19 protein-coding genes are annotated in these 20965 nt (G+C 43.4%); 11 read left to right on the forward strand and 8 right to left on the reverse strand.

The genetic code is table 11. The annotated features are described in order from the left end of the window. Positions 1-27 precede the first annotated feature (27 nt). On the forward strand, positions 28-1356 hold the full coding sequence (locus WC496_08515) for a chorismate synthase (protein ID MFA5293060.1): 1329 nt from the start codon (positions 28-30) through the stop codon (positions 1354-1356). 69 nt (positions 1357-1425) lie between these two features. Here the strand turns inward: WC496_08515 and WC496_08520 are convergent, their stop codons facing one another. Further along, positions 1426-4326 carry a hypothetical protein gene (locus WC496_08520; GenBank protein ID MFA5293061.1) on the reverse strand — a complete coding sequence of 967 codons (2901 nt, stop codon included), beginning with the start codon at positions 4324-4326 and terminating at the stop codon, positions 1426-1428. Positions 4327-4664: 338 nt separating this feature from the next. On the opposite strand from WC496_08520, the gene tsaB reads away from it, so the two are divergent. Further along, positions 4665-5393, forward strand: coding sequence for a tRNA (adenosine(37)-N6)-threonylcarbamoyltransferase complex dimerization subunit type 1 TsaB (tsaB, locus tag WC496_08525; GenBank protein MFA5293062.1), 729 nt, complete (start codon positions 4665-4667; stop codon positions 5391-5393). Here the strand turns inward: tsaB and miaB are convergent. The 5 genes from miaB to WC496_08550 all read right to left on the reverse strand — a co-directional run bounded on the left by miaB (position 5382) and on the right by WC496_08550 (position 10417). Further along, positions 5382-6749, reverse strand: coding sequence for a tRNA (N6-isopentenyl adenosine(37)-C2)-methylthiotransferase MiaB (gene miaB, locus WC496_08530; GenBank protein MFA5293063.1), 1368 nt, complete (start codon positions 6747-6749; stop codon positions 5382-5384). The two genes, tsaB and miaB, sit on opposite strands and share 12 nt — an antisense overlap. Further along, positions 6746-7033 carry a GIY-YIG nuclease family protein gene (locus WC496_08535; protein ID MFA5293064.1) on the reverse strand — a complete coding sequence of 96 codons (288 nt, stop codon included), beginning with the start codon at positions 7031-7033 and terminating at the stop codon, positions 6746-6748. Before WC496_08535 ends, miaB begins: the two co-directional genes overlap by 4 nt. Before the next feature lies 1 nt (position 7034). Further along, positions 7035-7904, reverse strand: coding sequence for an alpha/beta hydrolase (locus WC496_08540; GenBank protein MFA5293065.1), 870 nt, complete (start codon positions 7902-7904; stop codon positions 7035-7037). Positions 7905-7915: 11 nt separating this feature from the next. Continuing rightward, complete coding sequence (locus tag WC496_08545; protein ID MFA5293066.1) at positions 7916-8491, reverse strand: flavodoxin family protein; 576 nt, start codon at positions 8489-8491, stop codon at positions 7916-7918. 81 nt (positions 8492-8572) lie between these two features. Next, a complete protein-coding gene (locus WC496_08550) occupies positions 8573-10417 on the reverse strand; it encodes an amino acid permease (protein MFA5293067.1) in 1845 nt (614 codons plus the stop codon). A gap of 170 nt (positions 10418-10587) precedes the next feature. Between WC496_08550 and WC496_08555 the strand changes: the two genes are divergently transcribed. Continuing rightward, positions 10588-11280, forward strand: coding sequence for a FadR/GntR family transcriptional regulator (locus tag WC496_08555; protein ID MFA5293068.1), 693 nt, complete (start codon positions 10588-10590; stop codon positions 11278-11280). 26 nt (positions 11281-11306) lie between these two features. Next, a complete protein-coding gene (locus tag WC496_08560) occupies positions 11307-12554 on the forward strand; it encodes a tagaturonate epimerase family protein (GenBank protein ID MFA5293069.1) in 1248 nt (415 codons plus the stop codon). On the opposite strand, the gene WC496_08565 is transcribed toward WC496_08560, so the two are convergent. Next, entirely contained in the window at positions 12544-13362 is an 819-nt protein-coding gene (locus WC496_08565) for a nucleotidyl transferase AbiEii/AbiGii toxin family protein (GenBank protein MFA5293070.1), read from the reverse strand. The genes WC496_08560 and WC496_08565 overlap by 11 nt on opposite strands. Next, positions 13359-13856 (reverse strand): hypothetical protein, encoded by a 498-nt coding sequence (locus tag WC496_08570; GenBank protein ID MFA5293071.1) that lies wholly within the window; start codon positions 13854-13856, stop codon positions 13359-13361. Before WC496_08570 ends, WC496_08565 begins: the two co-directional genes overlap by 4 nt. A gap of 327 nt (positions 13857-14183) precedes the next feature. On the opposite strand from WC496_08570, the gene WC496_08575 reads away from it, so the two are divergent. The 7 genes from WC496_08575 to kdsA all read left to right on the forward strand — a co-directional run bounded on the left by WC496_08575 (position 14184) and on the right by kdsA (position 20783). After that, a complete protein-coding gene (locus tag WC496_08575) occupies positions 14184-14399 on the forward strand; it encodes a zinc ribbon domain-containing protein (GenBank protein ID MFA5293072.1) in 216 nt (71 codons plus the stop codon). Between the two features lie 5 nt (positions 14400-14404). After that, a complete protein-coding gene (leuS, locus tag WC496_08580; GenBank protein ID MFA5293073.1) occupies positions 14405-16963 on the forward strand; it encodes a leucine--tRNA ligase in 2559 nt (852 codons plus the stop codon). A 67-nt stretch (positions 16964-17030) separates the two neighbouring features. Continuing rightward, the gene (locus WC496_08585; GenBank protein MFA5293074.1) at positions 17031-17396 is read left to right on the forward strand and encodes a GxxExxY protein; all 366 of its coding nucleotides are present in this window, start codon (positions 17031-17033) and stop codon (positions 17394-17396) included. An 85-nt stretch (positions 17397-17481) separates the two neighbouring features. Continuing rightward, positions 17482-18204, forward strand: coding sequence for a GIY-YIG nuclease family protein (locus WC496_08590; GenBank protein ID MFA5293075.1), 723 nt, complete (start codon positions 17482-17484; stop codon positions 18202-18204). 166 nt (positions 18205-18370) lie between these two features. Continuing rightward, positions 18371-18931: a class IV adenylate cyclase gene (gene cyaB, locus WC496_08595; protein ID MFA5293076.1), complete on the forward strand. Its 561-nt coding sequence runs from the start codon at positions 18371-18373 to the stop codon at positions 18929-18931. A gap of 4 nt (positions 18932-18935) precedes the next feature. Next, positions 18936-19877, forward strand: a complete 942-nt coding sequence (locus WC496_08600) for a YegS/Rv2252/BmrU family lipid kinase (GenBank protein MFA5293077.1) — start codon at positions 18936-18938, stop codon at positions 19875-19877. A gap of 93 nt (positions 19878-19970) precedes the next feature. Then, positions 19971-20783, forward strand: coding sequence for a 3-deoxy-8-phosphooctulonate synthase (gene kdsA / locus WC496_08605; GenBank protein MFA5293078.1), 813 nt, complete (start codon positions 19971-19973; stop codon positions 20781-20783). Positions 20784-20965: the final 182 nt, after the last annotated feature.

Below are 20965 nucleotides of genomic sequence, written 5' to 3' on the forward strand. Positions count from 1 at the left end.
ATTACTCATAACAACAGGAGATATATAATGTTAGGCTGTCATTTTGGACGGATGTTTCAGGTAACTGTAGCCGGAGGCTCGTATCAGGACGGATTAACCGCTGTAATACAGGGTCATCCCCCTGCCATGCCGATAACTGAACAGGAAATCTACGGCGATTTGCTTTTGCGGAAGCCCGGAGCCGATGAGCTTAGCTCGCCTCGCAAAGAACCCGACCTGCCGGTAATATATACCGGTATTAACGCCGCAGATACCGTTGAAAACGCCAATAACAAGGGACTAACCAACGGCACTCCGCTGACTATTCTTATTCCGAATCTCGACAGGCACTTTATCCATATAAAGCAGTATCAGGATACAAACCGTACACCTCGGCCGGGACATGCCTCTTACGCATCGTTTATGAAATACGGGCCTGCCGATGACGCCATTGGCGCAGGAATCTTCAGCGGAAGATATTCGTCAACTATCGTAGCGGCAGGTTATATCGCCAAAAAGGTGCTTCAGAAGTGCGGCATAGAGATTTTTAGTTTCGTCAGGGAACTTGCGGGCATACGATGCAGACAATTAGATGTTTCCAAAGCTTTCAAATCCACGCAGAACTATAAAAAGATGCGGCGGGACCTTGACCCGTTTTATCAGGAACTATATGTAAACGGCAGAATAAATGCCGAAATGCGATTTCTTGAAAAAATAGCTGTTCTTGCAGAGGTGGAAAAAGAAATCGATAAGATTCGCAATAAAACTCCGAAAACAAATGCTCTTGAAATAGAGGAAAAATACGGCGTACATCACATCCTAAACTGTCCCGACATAGAGACGGCAGAAGAAATGGTAAGTGCCTGCAGCAGGATTTCCGCAAGCGGTGATTCAGCGGGCGGCGTTGTGGAGGTTGTCGTCAAGGGCGTTCCTGCCGGTCTCGGAGAACCGGTTTTTGACAAGCTCGACGCCGAACTGGGGAAAATGCTCGGCATAGGAGCAGTAAAAGGCGTTGAAATAGGTGCGGGCTTTGCTGTAAAGGATATGACCGGCTCGCAGGATAACGACCAGATGCACTCGGAAAAGGGTAAAGTAGTATTCGATTCCAATAATGCCGGCGGTATAACCGGCGGACTTTCAACGGGACAGGATATAGTCATAAGACTTGCAGTAAAACCAACGCCGACAATCGATAAACAACAAAGAACCGTCGACAAATACACGCTTGAGAATAAAATGCTGGCCGCAATTACAAGAAGAGACCCTACAATTGTAGCACGAATCTGGCCGGTAGCTGAAAATTATACCGCGATGATTATTCTTGATAATCTGCTGGCGCATTACGGCTATCAAGCGGTAAAACAAAAATTCGAATAGCCCGTCAAACAGGTCAAAAAAAAGGCCGACGTTAATGTCGGCCTTTTAAATTCAGTAAAAGTTATAAATCTATTTTTCTTCAAGAGGAGCGAAATATTCGCGTTCGGCTTCATTCTGCAGCATAATCGTAGGCTTTACAAGTATCAGCAATACATCCTGATCCTTGATCTTGCTGCGGTTACTGAACAGTCTTCCGATAATAGGCATTTTTGAAAAACCCGGTACGCCTGCCTCTCTGTTAACTTCAGCACTGAGTTTCTGGCCGCCAATCAACAATGTACCGCCGTCCGGCACACTTACATGCGTTTGAACTTCGGAAATTTCCGCGACAGGAAGCTGAATATTATACTGATCACCAGTGGTGTTAGAATAAACAGGATATTGCTTGTCAAGGTCTACTTTTGAATAATTAGCAACTATTACAAGGTCAACATATTTTTTATCGTCGCTTATCCTTGGGGTTACATCAAGCGTAACTCCGTCTGCAACAATTTCAGTTGTAGGATTGGCAATGGTTCTTATCGCAGCAAAATCGGCGTTAGCAGTTATATCCTCAAATTCATAATCTGAAATATAAGCGGATTCCTTGGCTACCACGATAGAAGCCCGTTCACCGCTGAGAACCGTAACCCTTGGAGCTGTAAGCATTTTAGCATCTCTGTGTGCCTGTGTCGCTCTTAAGAAAAACGAGACAGACAAATCATCCATAATCGAACCATACGTACCACCGCCGACAAGGTCTATCGCGCTGGCTATGCCGCCCAGAGAGCCGGGAACAGTTGTAGAAGATGGAGCTGAAAACTCATATGAGCCCTGCTCAAATATCATTGCGCCAAATTTTCCAAACGGTCTGATAAAGAGATTTGTGTCAAGACCAATATCCTCGAGGAAGTTTTCTGTAACAAAAAGAAATCTGGCTTCAATCGAGACCTGCTGGCTGCTTGTTTTACGCAGCTCTTTCATAAACTCTTTGATTTGGTCGTGAATCTGAGGCGTCTGGCTTATAACAAGCCTGTAGATTCCTAATCCATTGATTCCGTAAATAGTGACCGTGCCCTGACCGCCATTGATTAACCAGCTCTCAGGAGAAACCGCATCCTGTATTGTTTGTGCTAAAATAGTAGCCTTTTCTTCAGAGTCTGTACTTGTATCTTCAGCCTGTCCGCCGCCGCCGCTCAGACCGCCGCCGCCGCCGCCACCGCTGGGCAACTGCATTTGCGACTCGAAATTAACCGGTGGGGCTATAAGGTCGGTAATATCATAAACATTAGGAATAAGTTTGCCCGGAAGCGATTCTCTGGTCGCTATTGTCATAACACCCTCTTCAACAGCGAAATCTATGTTTGCAATACCGCCGGAAACCGTGTTCAACACTTCTTTCAGGGCTTTCCCAACAGGGATGCCGGTAAAACCCTGCATTCCTATTACTGTGTCCTGTTCAATATATGCATTGTCGGCGAGGTCTTTCCATCGGACGATAATCTTCAGCGGAGGCTCGACAGATGTTTTTATGATTTCTATCGCCTCATTCAACGGAGTATCCGGAGTAAGAGCGCTTAAATCAACTATCGTTTCAAGCTGTTTGTAAACCGCGACATCGACAGACGGAAGACCTGAGATTATCTCCGGCTTCCTTTTAGCAGCTATGTCCTGCCAGTTACGCGGATATGTGTATAAGTCTGCATGAGGTATCATAGACCTCTGCGTATCAGTTAAAACAGCCTCTTCCTGTTTGCCGATTTCACGTTTAATTTCAAGCTGTGTCCGAAGATTTATAATATCCTCCAGCATCTGCTTGTTTCTTGCTGCTTCTCTGTTTTGCGGGTCAATTGCCAAAAGCGTATCCATCTGGGCAAGAGCCTCATCATATCTCTGCTGCTCCTGATATTCCTGAGCATGCGTCAGGAGGTCCTGTATTCTCTTCTGCTTGTCGGCAGCCTGCTGGGCTCTGAGCTTTTCCTGTGATGCCTGAGCCTCGGTCTTGGCCTTTTCAGCTTTCTGAAGTTCCGTTTCCGACTGACGAGTACCAACCTCGGTTAAAAGCTGCTGCAGTGTGGCAGTATATTGTGTATAATCATCGCCTAAAAGCAGTTTATTCTTTTCGACAACTGCTGAGGCACGCGATATTTCATCTCTGGCCTTGGCAAAGTCCTGCTTGTCTGCATAATCTTTCGCCTTTGCAATGGCTTCATTGACCACAGCCTTCGTGTAGCTTTGCTGAATGCGCTGTTTTTGCTTAACAACCTCAATATAATTCTCTTTTGCCAGTTCCTGCGGCACCTGGACAGGCTCCGACTCAATTACGGCATCATTAGCCTCTACCTGCGGGACAGGAACGATAAACTCCTGGTCAACCTGCGGCTGCTCAACAGGCATCGATACCTGTTCTGTATTGTTGATGTCGTTGGCGTCTACAGATACAAATTTGATATAGTCAGGATTGACAGTCGACGACTGAGTCTGTGTCTGGTCCGCTGTAAATGTCTGGTCAAGGGCGGCAAGTTCTGCATCAACAGCCGCAAGTTCCTGACTGGAAAGCAGACCGCTTTGTTTGACCTGCATATACTTTTGTTTTGCCTGTAAATATTCGCCTTGTGCGGCAAAATTTCTTGCCTGGCTTAACAGTTCTGTTACGATATTTGGTGGCGCAACCTGATTAACTTCCTGCGGACTGGATTGCGAGTCCAGCTCACCGAGAAGTTCGTCAAGTTTGCTCACATCAGAGGCGCTAAGATAGTCTCGATATGCTGCTGCTTTTTGGAGCGTTACCTTTGCCTGGTCATGCATACCTCTCTGGTACTGTTCATAACCAATTTCAAAAATCTGCTTCCCTGTCTGGCGCATAGCCTGAGCTTTGGCAGAAGCATCATCCGCTGTTAAACCAAGCGAAGCTGCCGAGCCAAAAATAAATAGCGCCGCCAAAATGACACCCAACAAAGGCCATCTCGTCGTCGATACACCGATAGACACTGGTTATCTCCTATAATTTATAATTACTTAAAAGTTTAAGATGCTCAGGCAACATCCCAATTTCGTAAAGCCGTTCGGCTCCGTATACTTTATATAATCTACTACTGTTACTGAGATTATCCATCTTAACAAAAACCCTATTTTTTTTCAAGCTAAATTTATGTTTTTAATCAACACTGTTTTCAAGAGTATTTTGCGTTTTTTGGATTTCATCATATAATCCTATTATTCCGGTTATTACATCGGCCGCAGAAGGCTGACTATGGAGTAAAATTTTTAAAAAAAGAGCGATTTAAGAAAATATATAAAACCGATAATTCTCTAAAAGAACTGAACTTATGACAAAATCAGCAATTAGACACAAAATATTAGCCCTGGCACTGGAAACCACCGGCAGAATCGGGTCTGTCGCCCTTGGGTGCGATGGAGATTTATCGGACGAAAAAACATTTTCTGCCCCGCTTCGTCATAGTGCCGAACTATTTGATACTACAACTGAACTATTTAAAAAGTTCAATCAAAAGGCTAACCAGACAAGCCATATCTACATTTCTATCGGTCCCGGCAGCTTTACCGGCATAAGAATTTCGGTGGCGGTCGCAAAAATGATGTCACTGGCGGCACAAAGTAAAATTGTCGCGGTAAACACAAGCGATGCGATGGCGATGAATGTCGAGGACGACAGTATCGGAAAAATTGCCACGATAATCGACGCCAAGCGTGAGCAGTTTTTCGTCGCGGTCTTTGAAAAAAACAACGGCTCATGGCAGAAGATTTTGCCGGACTGCATGATAAAGGCCGGAGAGTTCAAAGAAAAATTCGGCGGCGAGCCAATATGGCTGCTCGGCGAAGGTCTGCTTTACTACGCCAAAAAATTTGAGACAGACAATATTAAAATACTCGATAAGGAATACTGGTCGCCGAGAGCGTCAAATGTTTTCAGAATCGGAACACAAATGGCAGCGGAAGGAAAATTCGCCAACCCGGTCAGCCTTGTACCATTCTATATCCGCCGACCGGAAGCCGAAGAGAACTGGGAGAAAAAACAGGTTAAATCAATCAGCTAATTTACCAAAAAGTGTTAACGCACTTGTCCTGTCAATATTTACATCCGCAAACCGCCCCGCCAGATTAGCCGGGCCGTCAAAAACAACAATATAGTCGCCTGCCGTCCTGCCGATAAGCTGAGGATGTTCCTTTTTGCCGGCTTCATCGAGATGAAATTTTTTGCTTATGCCTTCAACGAGGACTTTTACAGTTTTGCCAATGAAAGATTTGTTTAGTTCGGCACTGATTTTTTCCTGAACCGCAAGAAGTTCGATATTCCTCTGTTTTTTTACTTCCATCGGCACGTTATCGGCCAGTTTTTCATCGGCTCTTGTGCCGGGACGAGGCGAATATTTGAATATATAGCAATTTTTATATTGAGCCTTTTCGACAAGCTCTACAGTTTTTTGAAAATCCTCATCGGTTTCGCCCGAAAACCCGACAATAAAATCGCCCGCTATCGCGATATCAGGGACAATCTCTCTTGCTTTGTCTACAATTTGAAGATATTGGGCGCAGGTATAGCCGCGATTCATAGTTTTGAGGATTTTGTCCGAGCCGCTTTGTGCGGGTATGTGCAGATACCGGCAAATTTTCGGCAGGTCAATCATCGTCTTAAAAATTCTTTCGTCAAAATTTTTTGGATAGCAGGTAACAAACTTAATCCATTCAATACCACCTATATTGCTTACTTCGTAAAGCAAATCCGCGAATGAAAATTTTTCATAATGATATGAATTTACCGTTTGGCCGAGCAGTGTTACCTGTTTTATGCCCGCATCGACAAGTTTTTTAATTTGGGCAACGATTTTTTCAGGCGGCCTCGACGCTTCCGGGCCTCTTACATAAGGCACAACACAATATGAACAGAACTTGTCGCAGCCCCGCATTACACGAACATACGCCTGTGCGGGAAGATTATTTTCCGCTGAGTCATAAGAATATTCAAAATCGTCAAGCTGATTCGATTGCTGCTGTGAAGATTTATGCCTGATATCACTGCTGACGGCAGTTAATTTCGTGTTTTGCTCGATGGTTTTGTTTACAAGATTTACAAGTTCAGGTATCTGCAGCGGCCCGCAGACAATATTAACCGCCTGATGGCTGAGCAAATCCTCTTTTAACCTTTGAGCCATACAGCCGAAGACAGCGACGACAAGATGAGGATTTGTTTTCTTTATGTGCTTCATATGCCCCAAAAGCGAAAGTACTCTTTCTTCGGCATGATTGCGGACAGAGCAGGTATTTACAAGCACAACGTCAGCGTCTCCGACTTCTTCGGTAAATTCAAAACCTGCCTGTATAAAGGAGTTAACAACCAGATTTGTGTCGAGCTTGTTCATTTGACAGCCAAAACTTCGGAGGAATATTTTCACAACATCCTCCTGATTCCATGCTTTTTAACAAGCTCTTCTTTTTTTTGTCTTGTTAACGTTTTAATATCTTTTTCTCCGTTTAAAGCACTTTTGTAATACTTATATTTTTTGGCATAAGCCAGCGTTGCCGGCCGTTTATTTCTAACGTATTTCGCCCCTTTGCCGCTATTATGCAAAGCAATTCTTTTTTCAAGATTGCTCGTGTAGCCGGTATAATACGTTCCGTCTTTACATCTAAGTATGTAAACCCAGTAATCCGCTTTACGAATCGGCACCTTCGACATTTTAATGTTTTTCTTTATTTATTTTTATTATCTCTTTAATAGTGTCGTTAAGTTTTTTATTAAATTCTTTCGGCCTTTCGAGCATAATAAAATGGCCGCAGCCCTTTATTATCGTCACATCGAAAGAAGACATATACTTTCGGTTAGCCTGTGGATTTGTCGGCCAAAGGTCGGCATTAACGCATCGCACAGGCACTTTAACTCTCTTAAAAAGATTCGCCATTCCTTTATTTTCAAATTTTTCAACATATTCCTTAAATGCACTTATAGCCACATAAGGAGGCTCGCAGGAAATATCATCGATAATCCATCTTTTTAATTCAGGTTTCAAATTTCCGAGCATTTGCCCGACAAAATTTTTAACTTCGCCTTTAAAATCTTTGTGAAATCCATCGAGCATTTGTTTAAATTGCTCTTTGGGCATAGTGTCTTCAACATTTTGTATCGAATCGGCTCCGATAATACCTATCACGCGATTCGGCATTAAAACCGCGGCTTCTGCGGCAATCTCGCCTGCGAATGAATGACCGATTAGTATAACTTTTTTGGCATTGACATCTTCGACAACGGCTTTCACATCCCGGCCGAACGCTTCGGGCGTATATACTTTCCGGTTCTGTTCTGAATTTCCGTGCCCCGCTAAATCGATTAAAACAATTCTGTATTTTTTGTAGAAATACGGAATCTGATATCGCCAATACCTGCTGTCGCCGCCCCAGCCGTGAACGAATACGAGCGTAACATCACCTTTGCCGAATACGTTATAGCTAATCAACTGCCCATCAGAAGATGATACTATAACATTTTTCGCATCGCAATAAGATGAGAATAATGCACTTATAACGACAATAATTAATAATACTTTTTTCATTTTTGTTCTCCTTAACAAATTTTCACAGCCAATTTTTCTATTTTTTCTTTGGCGTCAGGTCTTTTTTTTGCAATCTCGCCTGAAACGCCTGCGTTTTCAACAAGAACTGATTCGAATTTCATTCCGGTATATTCAGCGGTAAGCGCAAAAGGCTTTTCAAGTGCATCAAGACCGATATCCTCAAACGCACTTGCCAGAACAACAGGAGTTTTTCCTTTCAACGGGGTTTTCATCGTACCGGCATCGTTGTCCCATTTATAAAGCGAGAACATCCTGTCGAAAATAAGTTTTATCTGTGCACTTGCGCCGAAAAAATATAACGGCGTCGCAAAAACAATCACATCGACATCCGCCATTTTGGCTAAAACAGGTTTCGCTTCATCATTAACGGCACATTCGTATTTATCGCTTTTCTGACAAGCCCGGCAGGATATACAACCCAGTGTTTTATATTTAAGAAATGCCGTACGGATAATTTCAACATCGGCGCCTTTCGAACGGACGGCCCCGCTGAACCAATCTACCAGCACGGCGGTATTTCCATCCTTTTTAGGGCTTCCATTAAGTATCAGGATTTTTTTAGACATAAGAACTATCCTTTATAGCTTTTCATATACAAAAGCATAATAATGCAGAAATGCGGAAAAAGAAAGAGGACTTAAAAAATTTTAGTCCCGCCGTCTTCCAGAAAGCAGAACTATATCCCTTAACTGTTCGGTGTTCTTTGCGGCAAACCAGCGTTTTTCAAATTCCGGCTCGCTGACGATATGCGCGATGGACATAAGCGCCCTGAGATGATAATTCCGCTCATCGGATGAGCCGAGCAGGATAAACGCCGTTTTAACCGGTTCGTGAAGCTCGGAGAAAATCGCGCCTTCTTTGCAGCGCACAAGCAGAATCTCAAAAACATTCAGCCCGTCAACAACAATATGCGGTATGGCAAGGCCGGACTTTATGACGGTTGTGGATTCTCTTTCTCTTTGTATGAACAAATCATAGAGTTTGTTTGAGTCAATATTAAGTTTTTTAGACAACGCATTGGAGGCCGTATGAAAAAGTTCAGTCGCGGTAATTCTGTCGGGAATATCGAGAATATCGCAGTTTTTGACAAGCCCGTCAAATCTATCGGTGACAATTTCATCTCGCTCGAGCGCAAGCTGTTTCAATTCTTCCTCAAGTCCCGACCTCTGGATATGTCTTGAAACGATTGTCTTGACAAGATAAACAATCGCCGACTCGCGGTCGATGCGTCTTTGAACATAAAACAGGAACCATATCATCGCGATAACCGCAAAGATACCTGTCAGTGCAAGCGGCACATAGCCCATCTCGAAAATAAGAAACAGGTATATTATTATCGTGCCAATCTGCAGCCATGGACTAAAAGGAGCTTTGAATGTGGGCCGATATGATTGAATACCGCTGTGCCGCATTATAACGACCGAGGCGTTCATCAGGATAAACATAATAATCATTATCGCCGAGGCGGTCTTGACAAGGTTTTCGACGGATAACGCAAAAATTACCACCAGCATAACAGCCGCGGTCAGGATAAGCGAGAAATGCGGCGTATGAAAACGGCTGCTCGATTTGGAAAGAAATTGCGGCACAAGGCCGTCCCTGCTCATAGCCATAGGAGTTCGAGAAGCGCTTAAAAGCCCCGCGTTGGCGGTTGTAGCAAATGCGAGAAATGCGCCAATACTTATCAGGATTTCACCGGCATTGCCGGCTACTATTTTCGCCGCAAGAGCAATCGGGGTCAGTGAACCGCTTAAAGTCTCCGGCTTAAGCACTCCTACCGTCGCAAAAACAACCAGCACATAAAGAATGTTTACCACAAAAAAAGCTATAAACATACCAAGAGGAATATTTTTCTGACTGTTATGCACCTCTTCGGAAACATCTATAACTTTTGTAAGACCTCCGAAAGAAACAAATACCATTCCTGAGACAGCAAAAATACTTTTGACCCCGAACGGCGCAAATGGCGAATACTGCTGCGGCACAACGAAAGGCAGCGATTTAACTATAAACGCGATAAGAATTGCTATGAGACCGGCAACAAGACCGATTTGCAGGCCCCCTGTTCCTTTAACACTCAGAAGATTTACAAGCAGAAAGAACAGGCACGCCGCCGCCGAGACAAATTTTATTGTCAATTCGCCGGTGTCCGGGGCAAAAACCGTTGCAAGAGCGCCAATGCCAACCATCGCAAATGTCGCCTTGAGCGCGATTGCGAGCCAGTTGGCAAAACCGGCAAAAGTGCCCATCAAAGGGCCGAGACTTCGCTCGACAAAAAAATAACTTCCGCCTGACTTGGGCATCGCCGTTGCAAGTTCCGCATTGGACAGCATCGAAGGAATCATCAAAAGGCCGGCAAGAAAATATGATATAATGATTGATGGTCCTGCCTTTGCAAACGCAAGACCGGGCAGAATAAAAAGACCGCTGCTAATCATTGCGCCAGCGGCAATACTGAAGACACTTAAAAGCCCTAATTGTTTTTTTAGCATAAAACAAGCCTCTGGTAATTTGTCAGATAATATACTCTGCTGATATTTATGTGCAACCTAATAAATGCCAATACCCGAAAAAACCGCTATATTAATGATTTATCCTTGACGAACAGACAATATTGGTATATGAAATATACCAATTGTCTTATTTTAAGGCGTCGGCGTCAATGAACAAAGAGCTGCTTCATACAAAACTTGTGCGGGAACTGATTGCCATGATATCATCGGGCAAATACGGCGACGGCACGAGGCTGCCTGCCGAGCGAAAACTATGCTCGCAGTTTAATGTCAGCCGCGGCACGGTAAGGCTGGCTCTTTACGACCTTGAGAAGCTGGGCATACTGAAAATCAGGGCCGGCTCAGGAGCTTATGTTCAGAAGGTCTCTCAACGTAAACTGCCGACACATTTTTTGCCGCCGGATTTTGTCAATGTAACCATTTCGGACATCATTTGCGCCCGCAAGGTAATAGAGACGGCGGCGATAACTCTTGCCTGTGAAAAAATAAGTGCCCGTCAGATTGAAGAACTCGAGCAATTGATACTAAAAATGGAACTGTCAGAAGATAATCTTATAGAGTTCCTAAAATTAGATATGGAATTTCACCAGTTTATAATCCACGCGAGCGGAAACGTGCCGCTTGTCACGGCGTTCGAGTCAATCGCGGAATACCACAAATATTCACAGGTCTTTTCCAGTCTTTACGAAAGCGAGATATCGATAGCGATAAAATTTCATAAAAAGATGCTTTCCGCTTTGAAAGACCATAACGTGAAAAACGCCGCAAAGGCGATTACCGAACATCTGGAGCATACCGAACATATCGCAAAGTCAGCGAAACGGAAAAATCCCTCCGCTTAACAAAAAATTACTGAAAGGCTTATGAAATGAAACTTGAAAAATTATCCATCGGCACTGGCGACAGATTCGCTCACCAGGGCAAGGCACAGCTTGCCGCTATAATAAAAGCCAAACAGCAGGGCTGTAATATAGTTCCCGTCTGGAATAAATCCAACAGAGAACATTCCATCATCGGCACTAAACCGGCGGATTTAAGAACCGAAGCGGACGGGGCCGTAAAGGCGCTCGGCTGGAAAGATTCGTATTACGTCGATGCAGACCATATAAATTTAAGCACGGTCGATTCATTCATCGAACCGAGCAATTTCTTCACGCTCGATGTGGCAGACTATATCGGCCAAAAATGCGACGAAAAGGATTTAAAGGATTTTGTCGCACAAAATAAAAAATTCATCGGCACAATCGAAATCCCCGGAATTAGTGAAAAATTAAATATTACACAGGGCGACCTTGAGAAAATCGGCGAAAAATTTCTGCTGGCCGTTAAAAAAGCAGGTGAAATTTACAGGCACGTTGCCGAGAAGAAAGGCTCCGATAATTTCGTAACTGAAGTTTCAATGGACGAATCAAACGAGCCGCAAAGTCCAGTTGAGATGCTATTTATACTCTCGGCTATCGCCGCTGAAAAAATTCCAGCCCAGACAATCGCGCCGAAATTCACCGGCAGATTTAACAAAGGTGTCGATTACGTCGGCAATGTTGCACAATTCGAAAAGGAATTCAACGAAGATATAGCCGTTATTAATTTCGCAGTTAAACAGTTCGGCCTGCCGAATAATCTGAAATTAAGCGTTCATTCCGGCAGCGACAAATTTTCAATTTACACGCCGATTAAAAAAGCATTGAAGAAGACCGGCGCCGGTCTGCATTTAAAAACCGCGGGCACGACATGGCTGGAGGAAATTATCGGTCTGGCTCTGGCCGGCGGATGCGGCCTTGAGATCGCAAAGGAAGTTTACAGCCAGGCTCTCGAACATTTCGATGAACTTTGCGGCCCTTACGCAACGGTCATAGATATCGATAAATCGAAATTGCCAAGTCCGGAAGAGGTCGCAAAATGGGACAGTGTAAAATTCGCCAATACGCTTCGCCATGACCAGAGCTGTAAAGATTATAATCTTCACTTCCGCCAGTTAATCCACGTCGGTTATAAAATCGCCGCCAAGATGGGAAGCTGCTACATCGAAGCGCTGGAAAAATACGAAGATACAATCGCAAAAACAGTAACAGAAAATATCTACGACAGGCACATAAAGAGAATTTTTATCGATTGACGTCGTTTTCGAGCAGTTTGAGAAGATTTTCTTTTGCAAGAAGTTTTAAATCCTGCTGTCGCTCAATAAACGGCCGGACATCGGCAATTACTTTATTCCAATCGTATTGGGAAATACGTTGAGCGGTTTCATTTTTCCAGTTATCAATGGTAATTGCCTGTCCCTGCCAACCCGTCTGCTGCAGGGCATTATTTAAAAAAATGGTATTTGGCGCAGGCCAGTTTCTGTCGGACAGGTACCAAAATAAATCGTAAACATCTCTGCCTTTAACATATTTACGGCTTAACAATGCGTGTAATTTACCGGCAAGCAAAGAAGCCCTGTCGTAATGCTGCACATTTAATAAACAGTGTTTTCTTATTACGCTTGTCTCAAAATTAGCCCCAGCCGGCGGATTCGTATCGATTTCCACCTTAATCGAAATAGTTTCTGAACGATGCGGTGAAAGTTCAAGTTCATAAAGCAGGCCTTCAAAATTTAAAAAGGCGTTTTTTACTGCCTTTTCGGTCTTTCCTTTAATAATCAGAGAATAATCCTCGGCAAGAAAAAGGCTTTTGATTCTTTTCATAATCCCGGTGAAATTATCTTCGACTCCGGAAGCTGAAATAGAAAAATCCAGGTCTTCTGAAAAACGCGGCATCAAATAAAGAAACCTCAAAGCGGTCCCGCCGACAAATGCCCAGTTTTCAAAGGCTCCGTTTTCCTGAAGACCCTCAAGCAATCTTGCCTGCAGGTATTCTCTCACGATACATCTTGCGAGATTGTTGTCCTGAACGTTTTCAATGATTTGTTTTATATAATCTTTCACAGTTCTACGCCTTCCATTTCATCAATTATTTTTTTGATATTCAATACCGCCCTTTTAAGTTTATGATTTTTTGACTTTTCAACATATCGAAAAAGCAGGTCCTTATTGAGCCTGTTCAAATTTTGCAGCCTGAGTTCATCGAGAAATTCTTCAGTATCACCCCCGGCAGTTAAATACACCAAATCGAGTAAAGCTTTTTCCGGCCGAGCAACAAAGGCCTGTTGTTTTAGGGAGAATTCAATCTTCTGATAACCCCAAAATAAATTTTTATTGATATGTCTGTATTCGAACCGGCCGAGCAAAGTTTCAATAGTCTCCGGTCTGTCGGCGGCAATACTGGTAATGACAGGAACAAATTCAGGAATCAGTCCATACAAGGACAATGCCGACTGGAGACTTACATAAGATGGGGATTTTAGACTGTTGGCAATAACGAATAACTCCGGTTTGATTTTCCTGTAAGGCTCGGCAAGTGTATATAATCCTTTATTCAACCTTAAGACCCTGCCAGCCCTAACCCAGCGATTGAGTTGCAATCTCACCTGAGCCAAATTCTGACCTGCCGCCAGGAACATAGTCGTAAAACACGACAAATTCGCTGTTTTCTTTACTAATTCTTCAAATTTCATAGCATAAATATATCATAAATGATAAATTGTTGCAATGTATTTTTCGGCATATATCTATGCAAACTTTAAATATAAATAATTGTATTTTGGACCATATTTATCCTTATATCTCAATGTTTCCCTTGCCTCTCCTTCAACTATAGGTATACTATTATGTTTTTACCGTAAAATTAACCTTCAGGAAATCAATTTATGCCCATTTTTGAATACAAGTGCTCCGATTGTGGAAAGGTGAGCGAATTTCTGGAAAAGGCTGATTCAAAAGCCGGCCGAAGCTGTCCGGACTGCAACAGCAAAAACCTTAAAAAACAATTCTCAACTTTTTCCGCTGTGGTAAAACAGCCTGCCGCCGGTTCAAAATGTCATACCTGCCCTTCCGGCGGAACATGCCCTCATTCAGGACTCTAAAAACTATGAACGAAAACACAGGATTCTATAACTTTAACGATATAGAAAAAAAGTGGCAAACGTATTGGGAGACAAACAAGACCTTTGCCGCTTCTGACAGCGATAAGAGCAAGCCCAAGTACTACGTGCTGGACATGTTTCCATATCCGTCTGCACAGGGCCTTCACGTCGGCCATCCGGAAGGCTATACAGCAAGCGATATCATCGCCCGCTATAAAAGAATGAACGGTTTTAACGTTCTGCACCCCATAGGCTGGGACGCGTTCGGGCTGCCCGCCGAACAATACGCAATCCAGACCGGCACGCATCCTGCCAAAACAACCCAGCAGAATATCAATAATATGCGGCGACAAATCAAATCGCTCGGCTTTTCCTACGACTGGGACAGGCAGGTCGATACCACGGACCAGAAATATTACAAATGGACACAGTGGATATTCCTGAAATTATTCAACAGCTATTTCGACGAAACAGAACAAAAAGCAAAACCAATCGAACAATTACCAATACCATCAAACTTAAATACGGAAGAAAAAAGGAAATACATCGACGACCATCGCCTTGCCTATGAGGCTGAAATAGCGGTCAACTGGTGCCCTGAACTTGGAACCGTTCTGGCAAACGAAGAAGTAATCGGCGGTATAAGCGAACGAGGCGGACATCCGGTAATAAGAAAACCTATGCGTCAATGGATGCTGCGAATCACAAAATACGCAGACAGGCTTCAGGACGATTTGGTACTTGTCGATTGGCCGGAATCCATAAAGAAACTGCAAACCGACTGGATAGGCAAAAGCATCGGCGCCGAAGTCGATTTTAAAGTCGCCGGCTTCGATGAAACAATAACTGTCTTTACCACCCGACCGGATACGCTTTTCGGTGCAACCTATATGGTACTTGCGCCGGAACATCCGTTCGTCGATAAAATTACCACTGCGGATAAAAAAACCGCGATTGCCGATTACAAGAAAAAGGCACAGAGCAAAAGCGACCTCGACAGAACAGACCTTGCCAAAGACAAGACCGGTGAATTTACCGGTGCCTTTGCGATAAATCCCGTCAATGACAAGAAAATTCCAATCTGGATTAGCGACTACGTTCTGATTAGTTATGGAACCGGCGCGATAATGAGCGTACCGGCTCACGATGAACGCGATTTCGAATTCGCAAAGAAATTCAACCTGCCTATCATCCCGGTAGTCGAACCGGAAGACAAGGCTCTGGCCGAGCAGGTCGAAAAAGGCGAGTATTGTTTTGCCGGTGACGGCATTGCGATAAACAGCGGAAAATTCAACGGCTTATCGACAGCGGAATTTAAAGAAAAAATTACAAACTGGCTCAGCGAAAAAGACCTCGGCAAAAAGGCCGTCAATTACAAGCTTCGCGACTGGCTGTTTTCACGCCAGCGATACTGGGGCGAACCGTTCCCAATTCTGCACCACGAAGATGGAAGTATAACCGCACTTGACGAAAAGCAACTGCCCCTGACATTGCCGGAGGTTGAAAGCTATAAGCCTTCGGGCACAGCTTTATCGCCGCTGGCGACGATTGATAACTGGCTCAATGTAAAACTGCCTGACGGCAAAACCGCAAAACGCGAGACAAATACAATGCCGCAGTGGGCAGGAAGCTGCTGGTATTATCTGCGTTATCTCGACCCGGACAACGATATGGAAAGCTGGTCGAAACAGAAGGAAAAATACTGGATGCCGGTCGATTTATATATCGGCGGTGCCGAGCACGCTGTGCTTCATCTGCTTTATTCACGGTTCTGGCACAAACTGCTTTATGATTTGGGCTATGTCAGCACGGCCGAGCCGTTTAAAAAACTTATCAATCAGGGAATGATACTCGGCGAAGACAATCAGAAGATGAGCAAATCCAGAGGCAACGTTGTCAATCCCGACAAGGTCATTACCGACTACGGCGCAGATTCGATGAGACTTTACGAAATGTTTATGGGCCCGCTCGAGGCCGCCAAACCGTGGAGTATGCAGGGAGTCGAAGGCGTTCACAGGTTTTTAAATAAACTCTGGCGAACAACAATCGACGAAGAAACTGGCGGCTTAAACGGCAATATAAAAGATGTCGATGCCGACGAAGAAACACAGAAAATACTCCATCAGACCATAAAGAAAGTTACACAGAATATCGATACTTTCCGGTTCAATACGGCAATAAGCCAGATGATGATTTTTGTCAATCACCTGAATAAACTTGAGATAAAACCGAAAAAGGCGATAGAAACTTTCGTACTTGTCCTTGCGCCTTTTTCGCCGCACGTCGCAGAAGAACTTTGGCAGAAACTCGGCAACAAGAATACACTTGCCTATGAAAAATGGCCGAAGTTCGATGAAAATATTGCGAAAGAAAAAGAAATCGAGCTTGCCGTCCAGGTTCTCGGCAAAATAAAGGATAAAATTGTAGTTTCTGCCGATGCGGATGAAGAAGAAATAAAACAAAAGGCTCTTGCCTGTGAGAAAGTCGCTTCCGCCATCGCCGGCAAAGAGATAAAAAAGATAATCATTATAAAATCCAGATTAGTTAATATTGTTACGGGATAAGCCACAGAGAATATGAAAGGTTTAGATTTAGCCACAGAGAGCACAGAGAACACAGAGATATAATAAAATGAACGACGAATTAACAGAAAAAATTATTGGAGCGGCAATAGAAGTTCATAATATACTTGAGCCCGGATTGCTCGAATCAATTTACGAAGAGGCTCTGTGCCTTGAATTTGCGTTGAGAGGCATAAAACATCAAAGGCAGGTTGATTGCGATATTATTTATAAAGGAAAAACTATCAAAGGCCAAAAACTTGACTTACTTGTGGAAAACGAAGTTGTCGTAGAAATTAAATCTTTGTCAAAAATGCCGGAAGTGGCTTTGGCACAGACCCTTTCATATTTAAAAGCAACAAACCTCAAAAGAGGCTTGATAATCAATTTTGGCGAAAAGAGACTGATTGACGGCGTTAAAAGGGTATCTCTATAATGGCCACAGAGAAAAATAATAAATTATTAGCCACAGAGAGCACAGAGGACACAGAGATATTATTTTAAAAAAAACGGCACTAAAAATGGATAAAAAACATATCATTGACGAAATTATTAGAACAGCCAAGGAAAATAATGGTAAACCATTGGGAAGTGGTAAATTTGCCCGTATTACCGGGATTAAGGAGTCAGATTGGTATGGAAAATATTGGGCTAAATGGGGCGATGCCCTTAAGGAAGCAGGATTTAAGCCAAATAAACTCAAATCTGCATATGACGAAGATTTTCTAATAGAGTGTGTAATTTCCTTAATTAGAGAAATAAATAAATTTCCTACATCTGGTGAGCTCCAGTTAAAATCATATAATACAGAAGGTTTTCCTGCTCATAAGACGTTTCGTCGTTTAGGGCAGAAAACTAAAATGGTTCGGAAGATTCTCGCTTATTGCAAAGACAAGAGTAAATACCAAGACGTTATTGAAATTTGCAAGGAAATTTCTGACTCTTCAGAGAAGATAGAGAAATCTGATACCGGAAAAGATAACTTGAAATTCGGTTACGTGTATTTAATGAAATCGGGTGGATATTACAAAATAGGAAAAAGCAATTGCGTTGAAAAACGGAACTATGAAATAGGAATCAAGCTTCCGGAGGAATTGAAAATAATTCATAAAATCAAAACAGATGACCCAACAGGGATAGAAGCCTATTGGCATAATAGATTTGCAGATAAAAGAAAACGCGGCGAATGGTTTGACTTGTCAAACAGCGACATTAAGATATTTAAGCGAAGAACATTTATGTAATAAATATTTCATTCTGTGTTAAAATAATATGATGGAAAATCCAAATATTAAAATAAAATATATCTCTGTGAACTCTGTGGCTATAATTAAATTTCTCTGTGTCCTCTGTGTTCTCTGTGGCTATAATAAAAATTATTTACTCTGTGGCCGCGATAAAGGATAAATAATGACTATCGAAATAGAAATAAAACTGAAAGTCGAGAATATCGAGCCGACCGCGGAAAAACTGGCACAGCTCGGCGCCAAATTCGAGGGCGACTTTATCCAGACAGACGCTTATTACGACGATTCGGAAGATTCGCTGGTCAATTCCGACAGGTGCCTGCGGATAAGAAAGCACAGAAATCATATAGGCGAGGCGATTGAGCTTACTTATAAAGGCGCAAGAGAGAATCATCGTTTCAAGACCCGCCGGGAAATAGGCATAAAGGTCGAAAAAGCAGAAGAGCTCACGGAGCTTTTCGAGGAACTGGGCTATAAAGAAAAACTTGAGTTTGAAAAGAAAAGAAGCCTTTGGGATTTTCACGGCTGCAAGGTCGCGTTGGACGAGTTGCCGCTTATCGGAAAATTCGTGGAAATCGAAGGGCCGGACGACGATACAATCGAACAGGCCCAGAAAGAACTCGGGCTTGGAAATTTAAAACACATACCGCAGAGCTATGCGCATCTTATGGAAGAAGCAATCGCGAAAACCGGCTCGAAGAAAAGAAAGATAACGTTAGACTAAAATAATGAAACCAGACAGCGGCTACATATCTCTGATAATAAACACCAGTTCAGGTGCCAGCAGCGAAAAGCTGATGGTAAAGCAATTCATAGAATACCTGCAGCAGAAAAAATTCCAGATGCAGATTAGTCATACCAAGTCTTTATCTCACGCACGGGCTTTGGCGGCAGAGGCGGCGGTGAAATTCAATTGCGCTATGGTTATCGTCGCCGGCGGAGACGGAACAATCCGTGAGGTTTGCCACGGTCTCGAAGGCAGCGACAAACCGATGATGCTTCTTCCGTGCGGCACTGAAAACCTGCTTGCCAACGAACTCGGCTATAAAACAACTCTCAAAACCGCGATAAGAGTTTTTGAATCAGAGATTATACGGCCTTTGGATTTATGCAAGGCAAACGACTGCTTTTTTACGTCTGTCGGCGGCGTCGGCTTTGACGGTGAGGTTGTAAAACTTGTTGACGACCAAAGAAGGGGCAATATCACTCATCTTCATTATTTCCGGCCTATCTGGAAAACCTTCTGGGGTTATAATTTCTCTAAAATAACCGTTGAAGTCGACGAGAAAACGGTTTTTTCAGGCCGCGGCATTGTCATTTTCGGCAATATATCCAGATACGCCCTGGGTCTGCCTATTTTGCAGGCAGCGGATTTCAGCGACGGCCTGCTCGATATCTGCGTATATAAATGTTCCAATAAGGTTTCTCTTTTGTATCATGCCCTTATGACCACATTCAAAAGGCATCGCAAAAGCAAAAGCGTTTTTTATAAACAATGCAAAAAAATCAAAATATCTTCCGGAAGTTTCATAAGAACCGAACTTGACGGCGACCCGGGTCCGCAACTGCCGCTTGAAATTACTATTATCCCGCAGGCCGTTAAAATTCTTGTTCCGCCGCAGGGCAAACCTTTCGGAATGAGAAGAAGAATATTCAGAATTTTCGAATAAGGAGAATTTAGCCACGAAGACACAAAGGCACAAAATACTTTTTATAATTTTTTTCTTGGTGTCTTAGTGTCTTTGTGGCTATAAAATGATATTATGTTTAAGATAGAAAATATTAAAGTAGAACCTGACGGCGGCTTATTCGTCATAGCAGGTCCGTGTGTTATTGAAACCGAAGAGATTTGCCTGGACATTGCTTCGCGGCTGGCTGAAATCAGCAAGAAGACCGGTGTGCCGGTAATCTTTAAGGCAAGTTTCGACAAAGCCAATCGCAGCAGTATCGACGGTTTTCGAGGGCCGGGGCTGGAAAAGGGCCTTGCGATCCTGGCGAAAGTCAAAAAACAAACTTCACTCGCCCTGCTGACAGATATTCATACACCACAGCAGGCGGCCGCAGCAGCAGAAGTTGTCGACTGTTTACAAATCCCAGCTTTTCTCTGCCGTCAGACAGATTTACTCATCGCCTGCGGCAGGACCGGCAAGCCGGTAAATGTCAAAAAGGGGCAATTTATGTCCCCTGAAGAAATGAAAAATGCCGTTGAGAAAATCCATTCGACCGGCAATGAAAAGATACTGCTGACTGAACGAGGAACGTTCTTCGGCTATAACCGTCTTGTTAATGATATGACGGCAATACCGGCTATGAAAAAACTCGGTTGTCCCGTAATTTTCGACGCAACCCACAGCACCCAGCAGCCGGGCGGACTTGGCAATGCCACGGCCGGCTCAAGAGATATGGCCCCTGTTTTGGCCAGGGCCGCTGTCGCAGCCGGTGCCGATGGACTGTTTATCGAAGTCCATACCGACCCCAAAAACGCAAAATCCGACGCGACAACTATTATGCCTATCGAATGGGTTGAAAATTTATTAATTATCTGCAAAAAAATACACGAAATAGCCAAAAATTAGCGATAATAATAATCCACAAATCCTTTTTAGGCCTTAATGATACTGATATTACCTATAGTACCAAACAACCGTTCAACCATCCGGCCGCTTTAGTCTCCTGACCCACGCGACAATCAGCTAACTGCCTTTATTTAAAAGCACTTATTTCAAATCTTTTGCCTGTCTTTACTAAAGTAAATATT

The organism is Phycisphaerae bacterium, assembly GCA_041652575.1.
Taxonomy (GTDB): Bacteria; Planctomycetota; Phycisphaerae; order Sedimentisphaerales; family UBA12454; genus UBA12454.

Excerpts from the sequence above, each read along its gene's own strand:
- WC496_08585 (MFA5293074.1), top strand. The coding sequence starts at position 17,031 with ATGAACGACGAATTAACAGAAAAAATTATTGGAGCGGCAATAGAAGTT.
- WC496_08590 (MFA5293075.1), top strand. The coding sequence starts at position 17,482 with ATGGATAAAAAACATATCATTGACGAAATTATTAGAACAGCCAAGGAA.
- WC496_08515 (MFA5293060.1), top strand. The coding sequence starts at position 28 with ATGTTAGGCTGTCATTTTGGACGGATGTTTCAGGTAACTGTAGCCGGA.
- WC496_08545 (MFA5293066.1), bottom strand. The coding sequence starts at position 8,491 with ATGTCTAAAAAAATCCTGATACTTAATGGAAGCCCTAAAAAGGATGGA.
- tsaB (MFA5293062.1), top strand. The coding sequence starts at position 4,665 with ATGACAAAATCAGCAATTAGACACAAAATATTAGCCCTGGCACTGGAA.
- WC496_08575 (MFA5293072.1), top strand. The coding sequence starts at position 14,184 with ATGCCCATTTTTGAATACAAGTGCTCCGATTGTGGAAAGGTGAGCGAA.
- WC496_08555 (MFA5293068.1), top strand. The coding sequence starts at position 10,588 with ATGAACAAAGAGCTGCTTCATACAAAACTTGTGCGGGAACTGATTGCC.
- leuS (MFA5293073.1), top strand. The coding sequence starts at position 14,405 with ATGAACGAAAACACAGGATTCTATAACTTTAACGATATAGAAAAAAAG.
- kdsA (MFA5293078.1), top strand. The coding sequence starts at position 19,971 with ATGTTTAAGATAGAAAATATTAAAGTAGAACCTGACGGCGGCTTATTC.
- WC496_08600 (MFA5293077.1), top strand. The coding sequence starts at position 18,936 with ATGAAACCAGACAGCGGCTACATATCTCTGATAATAAACACCAGTTCA.
- cyaB (MFA5293076.1), top strand. The coding sequence starts at position 18,371 with ATGACTATCGAAATAGAAATAAAACTGAAAGTCGAGAATATCGAGCCG.
- WC496_08540 (MFA5293065.1), bottom strand. The coding sequence starts at position 7,904 with ATGAAAAAAGTATTATTAATTATTGTCGTTATAAGTGCATTATTCTCA.
- WC496_08535 (MFA5293064.1), bottom strand. The coding sequence starts at position 7,033 with ATGTCGAAGGTGCCGATTCGTAAAGCGGATTACTGGGTTTACATACTT.
- WC496_08560 (MFA5293069.1), top strand. The coding sequence starts at position 11,307 with ATGAAACTTGAAAAATTATCCATCGGCACTGGCGACAGATTCGCTCAC.
- WC496_08550 (MFA5293067.1), bottom strand. The coding sequence starts at position 10,417 with ATGCTAAAAAAACAATTAGGGCTTTTAAGTGTCTTCAGTATTGCCGCT.